Here is a 15,562-nt window from a genome sequence, read left to right on the forward strand (position 1 = left end):
CTATCTGACGGCTTGCCGCACCTCCGTACGCTGCCGCACATTCGCGTTTTTCGCACCAACGGGGTCGTGCGAAATTGCGATGTTGCTATTTCGATCATTTCGAACAAGCGCCGGTATAGCGTGAAAACACCGACAAAAGCTGGTGGAGCAAACGGCGGCGAATTCGCGCAACCGCGCGCAAAGGTGCTAGCGCTTCGTCACGAAATGCCAGAGCGCCGCACACTCGGTCTCGGATATCCGGTAGTGAGGCATGGCTTTGCGCAACATCACGTTGACCGGGTCGATGCCTTCCCTCAGCGCCCTGCAGAACGTTGCCTGATCGTAACTGCTCGCCGGACCGTCCCTTCGACTCTTCGCAGGAAACAGGTTACCGGCGGTCAAGGGTGGTGCGAATGCGTCGCTCGAGCCGGTTTGCGAATGGCAGTTCGCACAACGCGTGGTCGAGCCGGGCAACAGACGATCGTCGTCGCGCAATTGCGCCTCAACCGAATGCTGCCCGTTGAAGATCGAACACCCGAGATCGTTCGACGCACAAAGCGGCGCGCCATGCGCGACATACGTGATGTTCGCCAGCGCCAGCGCCAGCGCACGCGCCGCGGTTCGCCGTGACCGTACCGCCATCACTGGATCTGCACCGTGCGCGAAACGCTCGGCACGCCCTTCGCGTTCAGGCCGAACAGCATGTAGTAGCCAGGCACGACGACACCCGGGTCAGAAGGAATATTGATCAGATATTCGCCCGCCGTTCCTACCGTGAAGGTCACGGGTACCCGCCGCTGCTCGTTGTTGACCGCGTGGGTCGACGAAGACATGCGCATCAACGCAAAGGCCGTGATGCCACTGCTGCCCGTTACGGCTATCGATGTCCCGAGCTGTGCCGTAGTGGGCGCGGCTGTGAGGGTCGGTCGTGTTGCCGCCGAGCCGTCCGCGTTGAGCAGGTACGGCGGCGTCAGTATTTCGAGGTTCGTATGGTTTGTCGAGCAGGTTCCGCACAGTCCACCGCCACCACTCAGTACGCGACCGTCCGACAACAGCAGTGCGATGCTGTGATAGTTACGCGGCACGGCTTGCGGCGGGAGCACCGAGAAAGTCTTGGTGGTAGGGTCCCACAACTCTGGCGCCAGCACGGCGGTGTCGTCCGAAAACGTTATCGGGTACGCCTCTCCACCAAGGACTACCACCTGACCGTTCGGCAAGACCACGCTGGTGTTGAAGGCGCGGCGGTAATTCATCGGCGTAAGCGTTTGCGTCACCGCGGTGCCGCTGCTGATGTCGATTAGCGTGGCGTCCGCAGTCGCGTCGGCATACTCGTAGCTCGGCGCACCGCCTACAGCCAGGATCTTGCCGATATCGTACATAACGGCGTTGCCGTTCATCGCATCGGTATCGCTGCCCCGGTTGCCGGCAGGCGTCACGTTGCCCGCGCCGGCGGTATCGAACCAGTGCATGGCAACGCTCGGACCGGCGTGGAAGACTCGCCCATTTGCCACCGCAAACAACCATGCATGATTGTCGGAGCGGAAAATGCCAGCCGCGTCATTCGTGAGGATGTAGTCGGCGAGAATGGCGCTATTGACCTGCCAACCCGTACTCGGTGACCAGGTTTCGCCGGTCTTGCCGCCCTCGCCTCCGTTCCACGAGCCGCCCACCAGGAATACGTTGCCATTGCTCAACGTTACGCTGCCGTGGTAGGCGCGCGGAATATTCATTAGAGGACCTGACGACCATTTTCCAGTCGAAGGCGTGTAGAAACTCGTCGCGTCGCTGCTCGAGCCACCAGTGACGTAAATGCGGCCATCCGGAAGATTGACGATTCCCGGGCAGAACATATCGTGGCCGGTATTCGACACGAGAACCTGTTTGCTCGTGCCGGTAGTCGGGTTAAAGATTGCGGTGTATGTGTTGCCGGGGGTGACTTCGCCAGCCGTAAAGTCCAGCTTCTGGTCGGCGGACCACACTACCACGGTGCCATCGGGCAGATTCGCCGCAGCTGCCGGCACGATCGACAGGTTATAGGGTGTAGTCCACTTTGCCGGCAATGTTTTCGCGGTCATGCCGCTGATCTGCCACGTCTGCAGAGCGGTTCCGCTGCAAGACTGCTGCGTGATCTGCGAGCCCTGCGCCGTGAGGCTGGCAGCAGCCAGACACAGATGACTCTGCGACGCGACGATTGCAAAGCCGCCACCTTGCGGGATCAGCTGAAAGCTTTGATTCGCCTGGCCATTGCAGGTCCACTGGTCCGCCCCAGCGCCGGCATCCATGCTGACACCGTAGATGTCGAGGCAAAGGTTGCTGTTGACGTTGACGAACTGATAAAGCCCGTTGTTCTGCGTCAGTGTCCAGTGCTGGTTATTCCCGCCATTGCACGTCCACTCGATAACCGAGGCGCCAGGCGTCTTCGATTCGGCGTTCACGTCGGCGCACAAGGTCGTGCCGTTGACGGTGAGCGTGCTCGATGTCTGCGCGTCGGCAGCTGTGGAGAACATCGAAAGCGTCGCCATGAATGTGATCAGCAGCAACGCTTTCACGCACCCGTCGAACGATTGCGAGAGGATCCTAAACGATCGGTTTTGTGACATAGCCTCAGTCCAGTAGGTTACACACGCCCTAATGCGCCCAGTACATCGCAAATTTGATCCGCGCGAGGCAGGTCGTCACTTCGCCAGCGCAACATTGCGTTCGCATCGAAGCAGTAGATTTGGGTCGAGTGATCGGCAATGTTGCCGAGTGGCAGGGTGCTGCCCGAAAGCGCTCTGCGCATCCGGTCGACGTCCTGCAACGTCGGCGTGGCCGCCCGCCATTCGGGTCCGGCCTGGAAGCGCATGAGCCATGCGTGCAGCGCGGGCGGCGTGTCGGAAAGCGGATCGATTCCGATCGACACCAACTGAACGGGGTAGCGGTGCTGTAACTGCGATATCCGTTGCTGAACGGTGCTGAACAGCGCACCCTGCAAAGGACAAACTGAAGTGCATCCTGTGTAAATCGTCTGCAACGCAGTCACTTTCTGACGCAACAGGTCGGTTAGCAACCGTTTCTCGCCGCTTTGATCGACCACCCAGAAGTCGTCGAGACGAATGGGCGGTGTGACGAGTCCTATGCTTGCGTGCTGCGCGTATAGCGGAAAAGAAACGCCGGCTAACGCCGCGGCCGATATGCCACGCAGCAGCGCGCGGCGCCTCGGACTTCGGACCGGCGCGCACGCACGCAACGCCGCGCGAGTCGGCGCATGTTGATGGAACATGACTATGATCTCCCGCAACGGGTAACGGCTCGCAGAACCATTCGTCGCCATCTTTTATTGCGTGTTACCCGCGCGATAATGCGCACGAGTCGCGCGACGGCTACGTTCGCTTTCTAATTGCGAATCAACGGCATTCGGGAGCGTAGCAGAGAACCTTCCGGAAAATGACAGCGTCCGGCCCGCGACTTGCTCCGCTTTGTGAGGTCGGCCACATAACAATGAAACTTCAAAGACTGGTTGTTTTAGAGAGCCCGAGCAAAACCCTATGTCGTCCTGAGATTCGTCGTGAGGCGGCGGAAATGGCGAAGTCGCGAAAATGGATTGCGCGCTCAAACGTGGCGGCAAGACGCGTCAGGCAAGCGGACCAGGTCGGCCCGGCCGAAGAGACTCGGCTGACCGTTACCGAACTGTCAAGCCCTGCTCCTACAACGAAGGCGTTGCCCAACAAGGCCTCAGCATCGGCGCGATGGCAAGTCCGCGATGGCGAATAGCAAGCAGCGCCGGTGTCCGGCGGCTTCGAGTTTCGCCGCGACCACGGCGAGCCATTGCGCGTGTTTCGCTGGCGATGATATGCAGGTTCCGCGCCGTTGGCTCCCGGCCGTCTCCTTGTTCCAAAGCACAAAGTCAAACCGTGGCAAAATTCGCATTCCGCGATTTATTTGATGCGACCGGTACGGCCCATATAAATGCCTCGGCAGCATTATTTTCTTTCTAAAACCATACCGAGACATTTAATTAGCATTTAATTAGGTCCCGAGCCATCCCGATAAGAACCATACATTGGCGGAAATTAAAGTGCCCCGACTGTCTAAAAGCGACAAGTAACAATTTTGTAACGGTTTTTTTGTTGCTTTGTGAATCTCGAACTCGGGCGCGAGAACGCCTCTGGATAAGCGTGGGAAGCGAGGAGGGACACGTTGCCGATGGCCTCACATAGCACAAATTTCGTTGTTACGCTTAGTTACGCCCGATGGCGCGAGATTTGTTCCATTTCTGTATCATTCGTATTCATCAGATTACTCAGGGAAAACCTTGTCGATTTTGATTCGATTGGAGAAACTTCGCAATTTGCGACGAATTACCGAATCTTCCGATTGAAAATGATGAAAGCGGGTTTTCAGTAGGTCGCATTAAATCTGAAGATTAAAACGCGATTAGTGCCCCACGCGAGTGCGGCAGCGGGCGGCGCTTGACAAAAGCCGGTCATTATTCAGTTGTACTTCGTGTTGTTGCGTATTTTTTCGTGGCGACGTCCTTATCACGCGAACGTTGTTCGTTTTAGCGGCAAGGTTCCATCGGCCTTGATAGACAGATGTCCTTTTCCAGCAGACTCTCTCCAAGACTGAAACCGTCATTTCGTCGGCTTCCCCAGATCGCAAAAACTGCTTCGGCGCTTGCATTCATCGCAGGCGTACTAAGCCTTGCAGGTTGTGGAGGTGAAACAGGCGATGATGGCAGCACCGCGTCCGTGACCGCCAACTCCCTCCCTGCCGACACAGTCGCGAACGCGGCTACAGATCCGTACAGCAACGGCGTAGTGCCCCCCGACAATGGCTCTCCGCCGGTTCAGGCGAACGGTCAGCCTTATAACCGCGCCCTGGTGCAACGGGCGGGACAAGGCGATTGAACCGTTTCGCGACGATCGATACGAAACCCGCATATCCCGTGCAAGAGCATTTTCAATCGTGATGTCAGCGACCGTTGACTCACGCGTTTGACGTGTTTGCGTTACGTATGCCATCGCTTCAGGAACTGATGGTCATCGGCAAACGTAATTCCAACGTTCTCGGCCCATCCCCGGTCAGTAGCAATTTATAGCTAAGCCATGAAACTCAGACTCTACTCACTATTCGCCGTTTTAGCCCTGTTGTGCGGGCAATCGATGCCAGCGTTCTCCCAGACGACTTCGACCGCCGCCACCGCCCAGCAACTCGCGGCGCTGCAGCCGCCGCCCACCGGAAGCGGAAACGACCGTTTTGCAATGGACGTGAACTGCAATCTCTGGAGTGCAGATCAGACGGCGCTGAACGAATGCTCAAAGGACCTGGATCTGATTGCCGGATTGGGCGTGGGTACGGTTCGCCTCGGCGTTTCGTGGGACTTCATGACGCTGGCCGACGGCAGCACGCTGGATCCCAACAAAGTGGCCTTTCTGAAGTCGCTTCTGAACGCCGCACGCACGCGCGGCATGAAGATTCTTTTCCAGGTGGGCATGTACGCGCCGTCTAGCGCATACCAATGCCCGGCCACCAAGAATCCGCCGAGCGCATCGTCACCGCGACTCGACTTCTGCGACGCGACGTTCACGAAGTATCTCGGCTCGCTCATGGACGTCGTTCTGCCCTTTACGGCTGACATCGAACTGTTCAATGAGACCAACTGGTCGTTCTCCGCTTCGGACCCGTCTTACGGCGATCCGAACGGTATCTCCGGATACATTCTGAATCGCAGCAAGACGCTCTATTCGGAAGCCAGGCAGATCCTGAACACGAAAAGCCAGTCGGGCTACAAAACGGTTCTGCACACTCAGGGCATCTCGTACTTCTACAACTCGGCGTACCCGAATAACGGCTGGAAACCGCCCGCGGGCAGCGAGCTGATCCAGGCGACCGACTACATCAAGGCAATGGGTAACAACACGAAGAGTGCTTCCAGCCCGTTGAACACCACGATCGATGTCGTCGACGTTCACCCCTACTTCGGCAGCGCCGAATACGACATGATGGTGCAGGCATTCATGACCACGGTGTCGAACCTCGTCAGCAGTGGCACGAAGCCGATCTGGCTGACCGAGACCAACAATGGCACCAACGGTACGGACGCCGGACAAACGGCCGCATTCAACCAGTTGAAGGTTCTGATGAACAACGGTTCGGTGGCAAAGGCGTTCTGGTATGTCGTGCGCAACGGCGATCCGAGCAATGGCGAAGGCGACGGCTATTCGATCTACGACTACAACCGTAACCTGATTCGTCCGCAGCTGGCAGCCGCGATTCAGGCCTACACGGCGACCATTCCGCGTTCGCAACGCTTCCTGTCCGGCTCTTACCTGACTGCGATCAAGTAAGCCTGCCTGCTGTAACCCATGAATGAACGGAGCGCGACTATCGCGCTCCTTTTTTTCCGTTTTGGCCGGGTTGACAGGACCGCATCCAGTTTGAGGGCGCAGCGAAATTCCCGAGGCCGAGCTTCGCGAGGATGAACTGGCACTGTGCCAATGCGTTGCGTCAAACTCGTCGCTGCCGTAATCGAAGGAGCAGACACGGCAAACAACGCGGCGCCACCCGAAAAGCGGGCACGCAATGGCTATTCCCGAATATTCGTAGCCTCTTCGCGCCATCTACCGCATTGCTCGCGCAGCAGGACGTTGCGGTAAGAAAATCACGCAGAGCGCCATGAACGAAACCAGAATCACCGACGCATAGAGTCGGTTGATCTCGAGCCCACCTTGAGAAATGGGTTTATCGAGCAGGTCCGCCAAGGTCGCGCCGAGCGGACGCGTCAGGATGAACGCCGCCCAGAATATAGCGGTCCGTGACAGCCGCGACCAGTAATAAAGCGCACCGACGATCAGCAGCCCCCCACCGAAGATCAAAGCGCCGTACTCATAGCCAAGCCCCAGACCGCCTTCGTCCGATCCCGCCACCCAATCGCCCAAGGCCGTACCCAGTGTCTGCGAAAAGAGGATCGTCACCCAATAGAACCACTCGGCCTTCGGCGTGGTTACGCTCTGCACCGCCACCGTACCTTCCGATTTGTACCAGACGCCCAGGCTCGCAAGCAGAAGCGCGAAGACGATGACTACACCGCCCGGATAGCCGACTCCCACCGAACGATCGAAGAAGTCGGCCAGCGTGGTACCGAGCGTGGTCGTTGCAACGATGGTCGCCCAATAGAGCGAGGCATTGAACCGCTCTGCCCTGATCTGCCCTGCGACCAGCCCAATAAAAATAACCGCAAAAATCGCGGTGCCGATCAGATAACCCAATTTGAGCGACATGGTCACCCAATCGCCGCCCGTTTCGCCAAGCGTCGTGGCGGCGATTTTGATGATCCAGAAGCCCAGCGTGATCTGCGGGACTTTACTGAGTGCATGCGCGCGAGTTTGCGACGGGTTGCTATTCATGTGACGTGCTCACTATTCTCATGGCTTGAACATAGGCTCAACCATCGCAGAGCAACGCTTAACAGCACCTTAAGCATCCCACCGAATCACGCGGTCAGATTTTCCTGCGCCAATAACGGGGCGGTAACCCCGAGTCCCTTCAACGCAGTTCCAGCCACATCGGCTGATGATCGGACGAGCGGCTGTGCTGATCGACATCGCACGATGCAATGCGTGCGCTCAGGTCTGCCGTGACGAAAACGAAATCGCACGCGAATGCTCCGTCGGGCCATTGCTCGTGATCGTATAGGCCGACCGTCGCGGCACGGGGCTCGCCGGGGTGCGCGCGGGCCCACGCATCGACGAACGCCGGAGCGTCGGTGATCGGTTCGAGCATTCGGCAAAAGGCGGTGTCTTCGAATGCGCTGTTGAAGTCTCCGCACAAAATCGCGCTGACCGGGCGCGCCGTATCGGCAAACGGACTGTCCGGCTTCTCGCCACGCGCGGGGGCGCGCGCGTGAGCGCACGCCTCCTGATGCAACTCGCGCAGTCTCGCCACTTGTGCAAGCCGCTGTTTCTCCGAATAGAACTCGAGGTGTGTGGTGATGACACGAAGCGGACCGACGTCGGCTTCGAGCACCGCTTCGAGCGCGACGCGCAGCATCGACGGCTTGGCGGGGTCCGCGGGCCACGGCAGAGAATGGCGCAGCACCTGACGAACCGGCAAACGGGTCACGATGGCATTGCCGAACTGCCGCCGATGACGGCTCGCGCCCAACGAGGGCAGATCGGAGCCGATCGCATCGAGCACGGTCATCTCCGGCAGCAGAGCGGCAAGTTCGGCGAACTGATCGGACGATGGCGCGCCTTTCAGTCCGCCGGCCGCCGGTTCTTCGTCGAAGCCGCGCGTGACTTCCTGCAGACACAGGACGTCGAAGTCGCACAACGCGCGTGCTTCCCGCACGATCCGTCCGAGGTCGACGCGGCCGTCGACGCCGCATCCCCACTGAATGTTCCAGTCGACCAGTTTCATGACGGCCTCCTTGAAAGATCCGACTACAGTGTATCGCCGCATCCCCCTCATCCGCGACCGGCTCAATTTCTTTAGAAAACAACGAATAGCTTCGATTTATCCATCGAAACATATCTGTCCAACATACACCTCGGTGAGTTCGCGATGCTATGGATGGCGGTCGCCACCGGCATCTTCCTCACGTCGCGGCGCGTCGGCGTGCTGGTGCTTCTCTATACTGCGCTGTTCATTTGCCTTCCGCGCGCCTATCCCGGCTTTCACTATCCGACCGATTTGCTGGTGGGCGCCGTGGTGGGAATCGTGATTACATTGGTGATGACGCGGGATACGATCCGCGTACGCTACGCGACGCCGGTGCTGCGATGGACCGAACGCCACCCGGCGCCCGCAGCGACGCTGGCCTTTATTCTGTGCCTCCAGCTCGTCACGCAGCTCGACGAATTGCGCAAGCCGGCGAGTGGCGTAATGAAACACCTATGATGGCGGCGATGGTTGCTCCAGGTTTGTTCTCGTGCGACGGCGGCTGACAGCGACAGCGAAAGCTACGTGGACACCTGAACGTAGCGCGCTTCGTTCAGATCCGCGAGAAGCGTCGGACCTGTCGGTCGCCAGCCCAAACGCGCCTGCGTCTGCGCGCTCGATGCCGGCATATCGAGCGCGGCGAACATCGCCACCCATCCGAAGTACGCCTGCGCCTCCTCGCGCGCGATCGAGACGACCGGCAACTTCAGGCCGTGTCCGAGCGCCTCGGCGATCTCGCGGGCGCTAACGCCTTCTTCGCCGACCGCGTGATAGCGCGCACCGCGTTCGCCCTTCTCGATCGCGAGCCGGTACAGCCGCACGACATCCGACAGATGCCCCGCCGGCCAGCGGTTGCGTCCCTCCTCCACATAGGCGCACACGCCTTTGTCCCGCGCGATCTGGATGAGCGGCGTGATGAGGCCTTGCCGGTACGGGTTATGCACTTGCGGCAAGCGCATCACCGACACGTTGACGCCCGCCTCCAGCTGCACGTTGCCGGCCAGCTCCGAGCCGATGCGCGGGTTCGGGTGACTGGTGTTGAACACGTCTTCGGTGGCCGGCTGCCCGTTATCGCGGCTGCCGACGCCCGTGCCCGACGTGATCAGAAGCGGCCGATCCGAGCCGGCCAGCGCCGAGCCCAGTGCAGCGATAGCACGCTTGTCCTTCTCGCAGTTCTCCACGAAGTGCGAGAAATCGTGATCGAACGCAAGGTGTATGACGGCGTCCGCCTTCGCGGCGCCGCTGCGCAGGCTGTCGGTGTCTTCGAGCGTGCCGCGATGGACCTCCGCACCGGCCGCGCTGAGAGCCTGCGCGCCCTGGTCGGACCGGGTCATGCCGACAACCTGATGCCCGGCTTCGATAAGTTCGGGCACCAAAGCCGAGCCGATAAACCCGGTTGCGCCCGTCAGAAAGATTCGCATGGTCAAGTCTCCAGAATAGCCACCGACGCACTATGCGATCATTCACTATGCTATTGAAGTAGTGAGCTTATCCCGGTAAAGCAACTAACAGGTTAATCATCCCAGTGAACACCGCCCAAACCCTCGGGGACTTTCTGCGTAGTCGCCGCACGCGGCTCGATCCGGCCAGCTTCGGCTTCTCGGGCCGCAGGCGCACGCCCGGATTGCGCCGGGAAGAAGTGGCGCAGCGCGCGAATATCAGCTCGACCTGGTACACGTGGCTCGAGCAGGGCCGCGGCGGCGCGCCGTCCGCCGCGGTGCTTGAGCGCATCTGCGCGGCGCTGATGCTGACGAATACCGAGCGCGAACATCTTTTCATGCTGGGCCTCGGACGCCCCCCGGAAGTGCGCTACCGGTCCATCGACGCAGTGGACCCGCGCTTACAGCGCGTGCTCGATTCACTCGATGCCAGCCCGTCGATCATCAAGACCGCGACGTGGGACGTCGTCGCGTGGAATCGCGCCGCAGCCGTCGTGCTGACCGACTACAGCGCGCTGCCGCCGGGCCAGCGCAACATCCTGCGTTTCCTGTTCGGCGATCCGGCCGTCCGGGCAAAACAGCACGACTGGGAGAGTGTCGCGCGCTTCGTCGTGGGGACGTTCCGAGCGGACGTTGCCCGCGCGGGGCTCGCTTCCGAGGTGGGCGATCTGGTCGACGATCTGTGTCGCGCGAGCCCGGACTTCGAACGCATGTGGCGCGAAAACCAGGTATTCGGCCACAGCGAAGGACAGCACGTTAAGCGCCTGCTGCATCCTGCGTTCGGGACCATCGAAATGGAGTATTCGCTGTTCGCCGTCGATGGTCGGCCAGACCTGAGCATGCTCGTGTACACGCCGCTCGACGCGCGAATCGCCACGCGCATCCGCAGTACCGTTTCATCGATGGATGAGAGTGCCAGCGCCGCGCCTTTGACCGCTGCGTGATCGGCTTTGACGCTCGAGCGCGAGCGCGGCCGCCGGATCGCACTCAGGCGACTCCGCAATTGCTCGTGGAAACCAATGAGGTTGAAGCACCTTGGGGACGACTACCGAACTGCATCGTTCGGCCGGTTAATTGGCCGCACGGCATCGGACAAGCTTCGCGTAAGAATCACGATGACCGCCTCGCTGGCGGCAAGCAAGTTGGCGCGATCATTTATTGCCTCTCGGTAGGCACCTTCATGGATGCGAATGGCGACGGCGCCGGCGACTTCCAGGGCCTGCAGTGTTCGCCGCGTATCGCGGGTCGACACGGTTAAACTGATACGATCGCGTGCTTCTGGTCGTTCGCGGACTCACGCGACTTGTCGACTCACGCGAATGTTCAGCCTGCTCGATTCATCGGATACGCAATCGAATAAAGGGATGTCATGGCAAAGGATGAAATAGTCTGGGGAATTTTGGGCGCCGCAAAGATCAACGACAAGGTGGTCGTGCCCATGCACAACGCGCCGAAGTGTCGGGTGAAAGGCATCGCGTCACGCTCTCGGGAGAAGGCGCGGGAAGCCGCGGCCAGGTATGGTCTGGCTGTCGCATACGATAGTTACGAGGCGCTCCTCGCGGACCCGGAAATCGACGCGGTCTATATTCCATTACCCAATCATCTCCACGTGGAATGGACGATCAAATCGGTCGAGGCGGGCAAGCACGTCCTGTGTGAGAAGCCGATCAGCCTGGACGCTCAACAGGTTGAACGGCTGATCGCCGCGCGCGACAAGAACGGCCGATACATCCAGGAAGCGTTCATGGTTCGCACGCATCCGCAATGGTTGAAGGTGCGGACCTTGATCGACGAAGGCGCGATCGGCGAATTGCGGGCAGTGACCGGCGGTTTCACCTATCACAACACGAACGAACACAATATCCGCAACAAGAGCGAGCTAGGTGGCGGCGGTCTGCTCGATATTGGTTGTTATCCGATCACGACGTCGCGCTTCACTATCGGGCGTGAGCCACGGCGCGTAGTTGCGCTGGTGGAGCGGGATCCGACCTTCAAAGTGGACCGGCTCGGCTCCGTGCTGATGGACTTCGATGGCGTGCAGGCGAGTTTCTTTTACTCGACTCAGACCTATCCGTACCAGCGGATGCAATTTCACGGTACCAAGGGGCGAATCGAAGTCGAAATTCCATTCAATGCACCAAACGATCGACCGACGCGCCTGCTAATCAGTGAGCACAATAGCGACGGTGTCGCGACTGATCGCTGGCTGGAGCTTGCGGTGTGCGATCAATATGGCGTAGCCGCCGCCACGTTCGCGGAGGCGATCCTGAGTGGGGGCCCGCAGGCTATTTCGCTAGAAGATGCGCGCGCGAATATGCGGGTGATCGATGCCGTGTTCCGCTCGGCTCAATCGGGCGCGTGGGAGAGCATCGCCCAAGGTTGAAGTGCAACGCTGGCGCGAGCCGCGCTGTTCAACGCGCGGCAAGTGCCCAGTTGTCCGCATTCGCAAAGCCATAGACTATGGCGAGCGAAAGTGGTCCCTACCTGGCCGGCGCGGTGACATCGCAGTCGCCGCCGTGGGCACCGCTGCCGGTGTTTTTCAGCGTAAGCACGAGTCTGCTACCTCTGTTTGCCGTCATGATCTGACCATAGCTAACCGTGGGAATGAACTGGATATCCGGTGCCACCGCCACCGGGGGATTTCTCGCTCCGTCGACGGTCAGGTCGAGTTCCACGGTGATAGAGTCGATTGCAGCGCCCAGATCCTGCTTCCGGCTGGCCTGATCTTTGCGGAAATTGCACAGCCCCTGGAGAACCTGCTCGAGGGCAGTCGGGATATCGACCGGCTTGCCCGGTGCGATCGGAGGCGTGTTACAGCCGACGATCATGAACGGCAAGGTGCAAAGCGCTACATATCGGCAGGCTCGCATCAGCTTCCCCGCTTGATCTGGTGGACGTGGTGTCTGCCATCCCCTGCTGTCGCTGGTTCAGTGCCCAGCTGGCGAACGCGAACGCAAACGCAAACGCTCAATACTTGATATTCCTGGCCGCCTCACGGCCGTTCTGCTTGGTTTGCCGCTTGTCCTGCCGGCACTGCGAATTGCTCTTCTGGTCCGTGGCCCGACACTCCTGCTTCGTGTGGCGGGAACCCTGGCGTGTCTCCTGGCGAACGTCACGTCCGGCGCGACGCTGCTGAGCCTGTTCGGTTGCCCAGGAGCTTCCCGCGCAAGCCATCACGGACACAGCCATGACCGCGACCGAGAACTCCCGGCTCCATGAAAACATGGCGACCTCCCTGACAGGTTGAATATGAGTATTCCGGCTTTGTACGAGGGTGCCACGCGTGGCAGTCGCGTCAATCGGACCAAGGTCCTAGGGCCGTCGCGTCGTGCGCGATCCACCAGCCGCCGCGCTTCCGGTTCGATGAACATGAAAACGAGGATGTTGCGATCCGCTCAACGAAGCGGTACCCCACGCGGCGGCGAACGGCGGTCCATTCAGAATGACCGTGAACCAGCCGTAGCCAGCGAATCAGCGAACGCTCACTCGTCCGCCAAAAAATTCGGATGACTTGTGCGGATCTGATCGATCTGACTCAGCGTCCCCGACAGATGCTTGCGTAGCGCTGCCTGCGCCGCCTCGACATCGCCTTTGTCGATCGCATCGACGATCTCGGTGTGATCGCGCACGACCGCTATCGTCTTGCCCTCCACCGGCAGATTCAGGCGCCGCAGCCGGTCGATATGGCCGCTCAACCTACGCACCAGATCCCATAGCTGCGGCACGCCGGCCGCCTCGTACATCTGCCGATGAAACGCCTGATCGAGCAGCGAGAACTGCTCGTAGTTCTTCAGGTCGAGCACTTCCGTTTGCCGCGCGATCGTCAGGCGCAGTTCAGCGATCAGCGTGGCGTCGTGCTGCTCCGCGAGCGTGCGCACCACTTCGAGTTCAATCGAGCGGCGCAGGAAATGCGCCTGCAGCGCGGACGTCACGTTGATCTGACTGACGACCGTCGCGTGCTGCGGATAGATGTCGACGAGACCTTCCTCGCCGAGCTTCATCAGCGCGTCGCGCACGGGCGTCTGGCTGAGCCCGTAGCGGTTCGCCAGCTCGGTGCGCGACAGCACCGTACCCGGCGTGAGTTCGAGGGAAAGGATCATTTCGCGCAGTCGTTCGAATACTTGCGGCGCGGCGTGGCGGGAGCGGTCGAGCCGGGTTACCGTCGACGAATGAGCGTGGTTTTTCATGGCAGAAACTGAAGCATGGAAGCAGGCGTGACCCGGCATGGCGGTCCGCTGAGGCACTAGTACTATAGCCGACGCGCGCCCCTTCCAGCGGGCTTGCGAGCGGAATTCCGCGAGAAGTGCAGATGGGTATTTACCCCAGTAACGCACTAATACATTAGTGCTTTACCATCCGTCCCATCAAACTCTTCTTATGCCGAATGCCATCATGACTCGCGACATCACCATCACGCAGGTGCGCATCACCCCGATCGCCTTCCGCGACGGCCCGCTGCTCAACGCCGCCGGAATCCACGAACCTTGGGCGCTGCGCGCCATCGTCGAGCTGGAGACGAGCGACGGCCGCGTCGGCATCTCCGAGACTTATGGCGACGAACCGATGCTGCGCGTGCTCGAACAGGCGAAGTCGCTGGTGACCGGCCTGTCGCCGTTCGACCTCAATCGCATGGAAGAGCGCGTGCGAGCGTCGATCAAGGCGAGCCCGGGCGCGGTCGAATTCGAACTCGCGCCCGGCTCGCACTCGGCGAAGAACGCGCCGAAAGTCATCAGCACGCTCGAAGTCGCGATGCTCGATCTGCAAGGGCAGATCGTCGGCGCGCCGGTCGTCGACCTGCTCGGCGGCAAGGTGCGCGACGCCGTGCCCTACAGCGCCTATCTGTTCTTCAAATACGCCGAGCACGTCGACAAGCCCTATGCGCCCGATGCCTGGGGCGAAGGCCTGAGCCCCGAGCAGATCGTCGCGCAGGCGCGTCGAATGATCGAGCTGTATGGCTTCCAGAGCATCAAGCTGAAGGGCGGCGTGTTCGAACCGGCACACGAAATCGCGTGCATGCGCGCGCTGCATCAGGCGTTCCCCGGCGTGCCGCTGCGCCTCGACCCGAACGCCAACTGGACGCTCGAAACGAGCATCGCGGCGGCACCGGAACTCGACGAGCTGCTCGAGTACTACGAAGACCCGTGCCCGGGTCTCGAAGGAATGGCCGAACTGGCGAAGCACACGCGCCTGCCGCTCGCGACCAACATGGTCATCACGACGATGGAAGATTTCCGGCGCGGCGCCGAGATGGGTTCGGTCAAGGTCCTGCTGTCGGATCACCACTACTGGGGCGGCCTGCGCGCGACGCAGACGCTCGCGCGCATGTGCAAGCTGTGGGATCTCGGCATGTCGATGCACTCGAACTCGCACCTCGGCATCAGCCTGATGGCGATGACGCACGTCGCGGCAAGCATCCCCAACCTGACCTATGCGTGCGACACGCATTACCCGTGGCAGGAGGAAGAAGTCATCAAGGGCGGCCGCGTGACGTTCGACGACGGCTCGGTGCGCGTGCCCACCACGCCGGGCCTCGGCGTCGAGCTCGACCGCAAGCGGCTCGCCGAACTGCATGCGCAGTATCTGTCGTGCGGCGTGCGCAATCGCGATGACCTCTCGCAGATGCGCAAGTACGAGCCGGGCTTCACCGGCAAGAATCCGCGCTTTTAACTCCCGCTTCCAATCCGCGCCTACGAGCCCTGCGACGCGCAACGCGCGTCGCCATC

13 protein-coding genes and 1 pseudogene are annotated in these 15,562 nt (G+C 60.5%); 5 read left to right on the forward strand and 9 right to left on the reverse strand.

Translation table 11 applies throughout. From position 1 onward, the window contains the following. Positions 1-186: 186 nt before the first annotated feature. The 3 genes from HWY30_RS19690 to HWY30_RS19700 are packed head-to-tail and all read right to left on the reverse strand — an operon-like array spanning position 187 to position 3,241. On the reverse strand, positions 187-621 hold the full coding sequence (locus HWY30_RS19690) for a hypothetical protein (RefSeq protein WP_090811682.1): 435 nt from the start codon (positions 619-621) through the stop codon (positions 187-189). Continuing rightward, the gene (locus tag HWY30_RS19695; RefSeq protein WP_090811684.1) at positions 621-2,579 is read right to left on the reverse strand and encodes an RICIN domain-containing protein; all 1,959 of its coding nucleotides are present in this window, start codon (positions 2,577-2,579) and stop codon (positions 621-623) included. Before HWY30_RS19695 ends, HWY30_RS19690 begins: the two co-directional genes overlap by 1 nt. A 17-nt stretch (positions 2,580-2,596) precedes the next feature. Then, a complete protein-coding gene (locus HWY30_RS19700; RefSeq protein ID WP_090811955.1) occupies positions 2,597-3,241 on the reverse strand; it encodes an SCO family protein in 645 nt (214 codons plus the stop codon). 1,882 nt (positions 3,242-5,123) lie between these two features. Here HWY30_RS19700 and HWY30_RS19705 point away from each other — a divergent pair. Then, positions 5,124-6,308 (forward strand): glycosyl hydrolase, encoded by a 1,185-nt coding sequence (locus tag HWY30_RS19705; protein WP_244144948.1) that lies wholly within the window; start codon positions 5,124-5,126, stop codon positions 6,306-6,308. A 273-nt stretch (positions 6,309-6,581) separates the two neighbouring features. On the opposite strand, the gene HWY30_RS19710 is transcribed toward HWY30_RS19705, so the two are convergent. Then, the gene (locus HWY30_RS19710) at positions 6,582-7,367 is read right to left on the reverse strand and encodes a COG4705 family protein (RefSeq protein ID WP_090811686.1); all 786 of its coding nucleotides are present in this window, start codon (positions 7,365-7,367) and stop codon (positions 6,582-6,584) included. Positions 7,368-7,506: 139 nt separating this feature from the next. Further along, positions 7,507-8,379 (reverse strand): endonuclease/exonuclease/phosphatase family protein, encoded by an 873-nt coding sequence (locus HWY30_RS19715; protein WP_090811688.1) that lies wholly within the window; start codon positions 8,377-8,379, stop codon positions 7,507-7,509. A 135-nt stretch (positions 8,380-8,514) separates the two neighbouring features. Between HWY30_RS19715 and HWY30_RS19720 the strand changes: the two are divergent. Then, a pseudogene (locus HWY30_RS19720) lies at positions 8,515-8,859 on the forward strand (phosphatase PAP2 family protein); the annotation flags it as partial. Positions 8,860-8,921: 62 nt separating this feature from the next. Here the strand turns inward: HWY30_RS19720 and HWY30_RS19725 are convergent. Then, positions 8,922-9,821, reverse strand: a complete 900-nt coding sequence (locus HWY30_RS19725; RefSeq protein ID WP_090811691.1) for an SDR family oxidoreductase — start codon at positions 9,819-9,821, stop codon at positions 8,922-8,924. 104 nt (positions 9,822-9,925) lie between these two features. On the opposite strand from HWY30_RS19725, the gene HWY30_RS19730 reads away from it, so the two are divergent. Together HWY30_RS19730 and HWY30_RS19735 are read left to right on the forward strand one after the other, a co-directional pair. Then, positions 9,926-10,783, forward strand: a complete 858-nt coding sequence (locus HWY30_RS19730) for a helix-turn-helix transcriptional regulator (RefSeq protein WP_090811693.1) — start codon at positions 9,926-9,928, stop codon at positions 10,781-10,783. A gap of 425 nt (positions 10,784-11,208) precedes the next feature. Continuing rightward, a complete protein-coding gene (locus HWY30_RS19735) occupies positions 11,209-12,222 on the forward strand; it encodes a Gfo/Idh/MocA family protein (protein ID WP_090811696.1) in 1,014 nt (337 codons plus the stop codon). A 97-nt stretch (positions 12,223-12,319) separates the two neighbouring features. Here the strand turns inward: HWY30_RS19735 and HWY30_RS19740 are convergent, their stop codons facing one another. The 3 genes from HWY30_RS19740 to HWY30_RS19745 form a co-directional block, all read right to left on the reverse strand. After that, positions 12,320-12,667: a hypothetical protein gene (locus HWY30_RS19740; protein WP_090811698.1), complete on the reverse strand. Its 348-nt coding sequence runs from the start codon at positions 12,665-12,667 to the stop codon at positions 12,320-12,322. Between the two features lie 139 nt (positions 12,668-12,806). Beyond that, on the reverse strand, positions 12,807-13,064 hold the full coding sequence (locus HWY30_RS41725) for a hypothetical protein (RefSeq protein ID WP_090811699.1): 258 nt from the start codon (positions 13,062-13,064) through the stop codon (positions 12,807-12,809). Positions 13,065-13,321: 257 nt separating this feature from the next. After that, positions 13,322-14,026, reverse strand: coding sequence for a GntR family transcriptional regulator (locus tag HWY30_RS19745; RefSeq protein ID WP_090811701.1), 705 nt, complete (start codon positions 14,024-14,026; stop codon positions 13,322-13,324). A 205-nt stretch (positions 14,027-14,231) separates the two neighbouring features. Between HWY30_RS19745 and HWY30_RS19750 the strand changes: the two genes are divergently transcribed. Then, positions 14,232-15,506, forward strand: a complete 1,275-nt coding sequence (locus tag HWY30_RS19750; RefSeq protein WP_176078916.1) for a glucarate dehydratase family protein — start codon at positions 14,232-14,234, stop codon at positions 15,504-15,506. Positions 15,507-15,562 lie beyond the last annotated feature (56 nt).

This window comes from Paraburkholderia tuberum STM678 (assembly GCF_902833905.1).
Taxonomy (GTDB): domain Bacteria; phylum Pseudomonadota; class Gammaproteobacteria; order Burkholderiales; family Burkholderiaceae; genus Paraburkholderia; species Paraburkholderia tuberum.

What these genes read in the sequence shown, in the direction of transcription:
- HWY30_RS19725 (WP_090811691.1), bottom strand. Translation starts at nt 9,821, where the DNA reads ATGCGAATCTTTCTGACGGGCGCAACCGGGTTTATCGGCTCGGCTTTG.
- HWY30_RS19735 (WP_090811696.1), top strand. Translation starts at nt 11,209, where the DNA reads ATGGCAAAGGATGAAATAGTCTGGGGAATTTTGGGCGCCGCAAAGATC.
- HWY30_RS41725 (WP_090811699.1), bottom strand. Translation starts at nt 13,064, where the DNA reads ATGTTTTCATGGAGCCGGGAGTTCTCGGTCGCGGTCATGGCTGTGTCC.
- HWY30_RS19695 (WP_090811684.1), bottom strand. Translation starts at nt 2,579, where the DNA reads ATGTCACAAAACCGATCGTTTAGGATCCTCTCGCAATCGTTCGACGGG.
- HWY30_RS19745 (WP_090811701.1), bottom strand. Translation starts at nt 14,026, where the DNA reads ATGAAAAACCACGCTCATTCGTCGACGGTAACCCGGCTCGACCGCTCC.
- HWY30_RS19740 (WP_090811698.1), bottom strand. Translation starts at nt 12,667, where the DNA reads ATGATCGTCGGCTGTAACACGCCTCCGATCGCACCGGGCAAGCCGGTC.
- HWY30_RS19690 (WP_090811682.1), bottom strand. Translation starts at nt 621, where the DNA reads ATGGCGGTACGGTCACGGCGAACCGCGGCGCGTGCGCTGGCGCTGGCG.
- HWY30_RS19750 (WP_176078916.1), top strand. Translation starts at nt 14,232, where the DNA reads ATGACTCGCGACATCACCATCACGCAGGTGCGCATCACCCCGATCGCC.
- HWY30_RS19715 (WP_090811688.1), bottom strand. Translation starts at nt 8,379, where the DNA reads ATGAAACTGGTCGACTGGAACATTCAGTGGGGATGCGGCGTCGACGGC.
- HWY30_RS19705 (WP_244144948.1), top strand. Translation starts at nt 5,124, where the DNA reads ATGCCAGCGTTCTCCCAGACGACTTCGACCGCCGCCACCGCCCAGCAA.
- HWY30_RS19700 (WP_090811955.1), bottom strand. Translation starts at nt 3,241, where the DNA reads ATGTTCCATCAACATGCGCCGACTCGCGCGGCGTTGCGTGCGTGCGCG.
- HWY30_RS19710 (WP_090811686.1), bottom strand. Translation starts at nt 7,367, where the DNA reads ATGAATAGCAACCCGTCGCAAACTCGCGCGCATGCACTCAGTAAAGTC.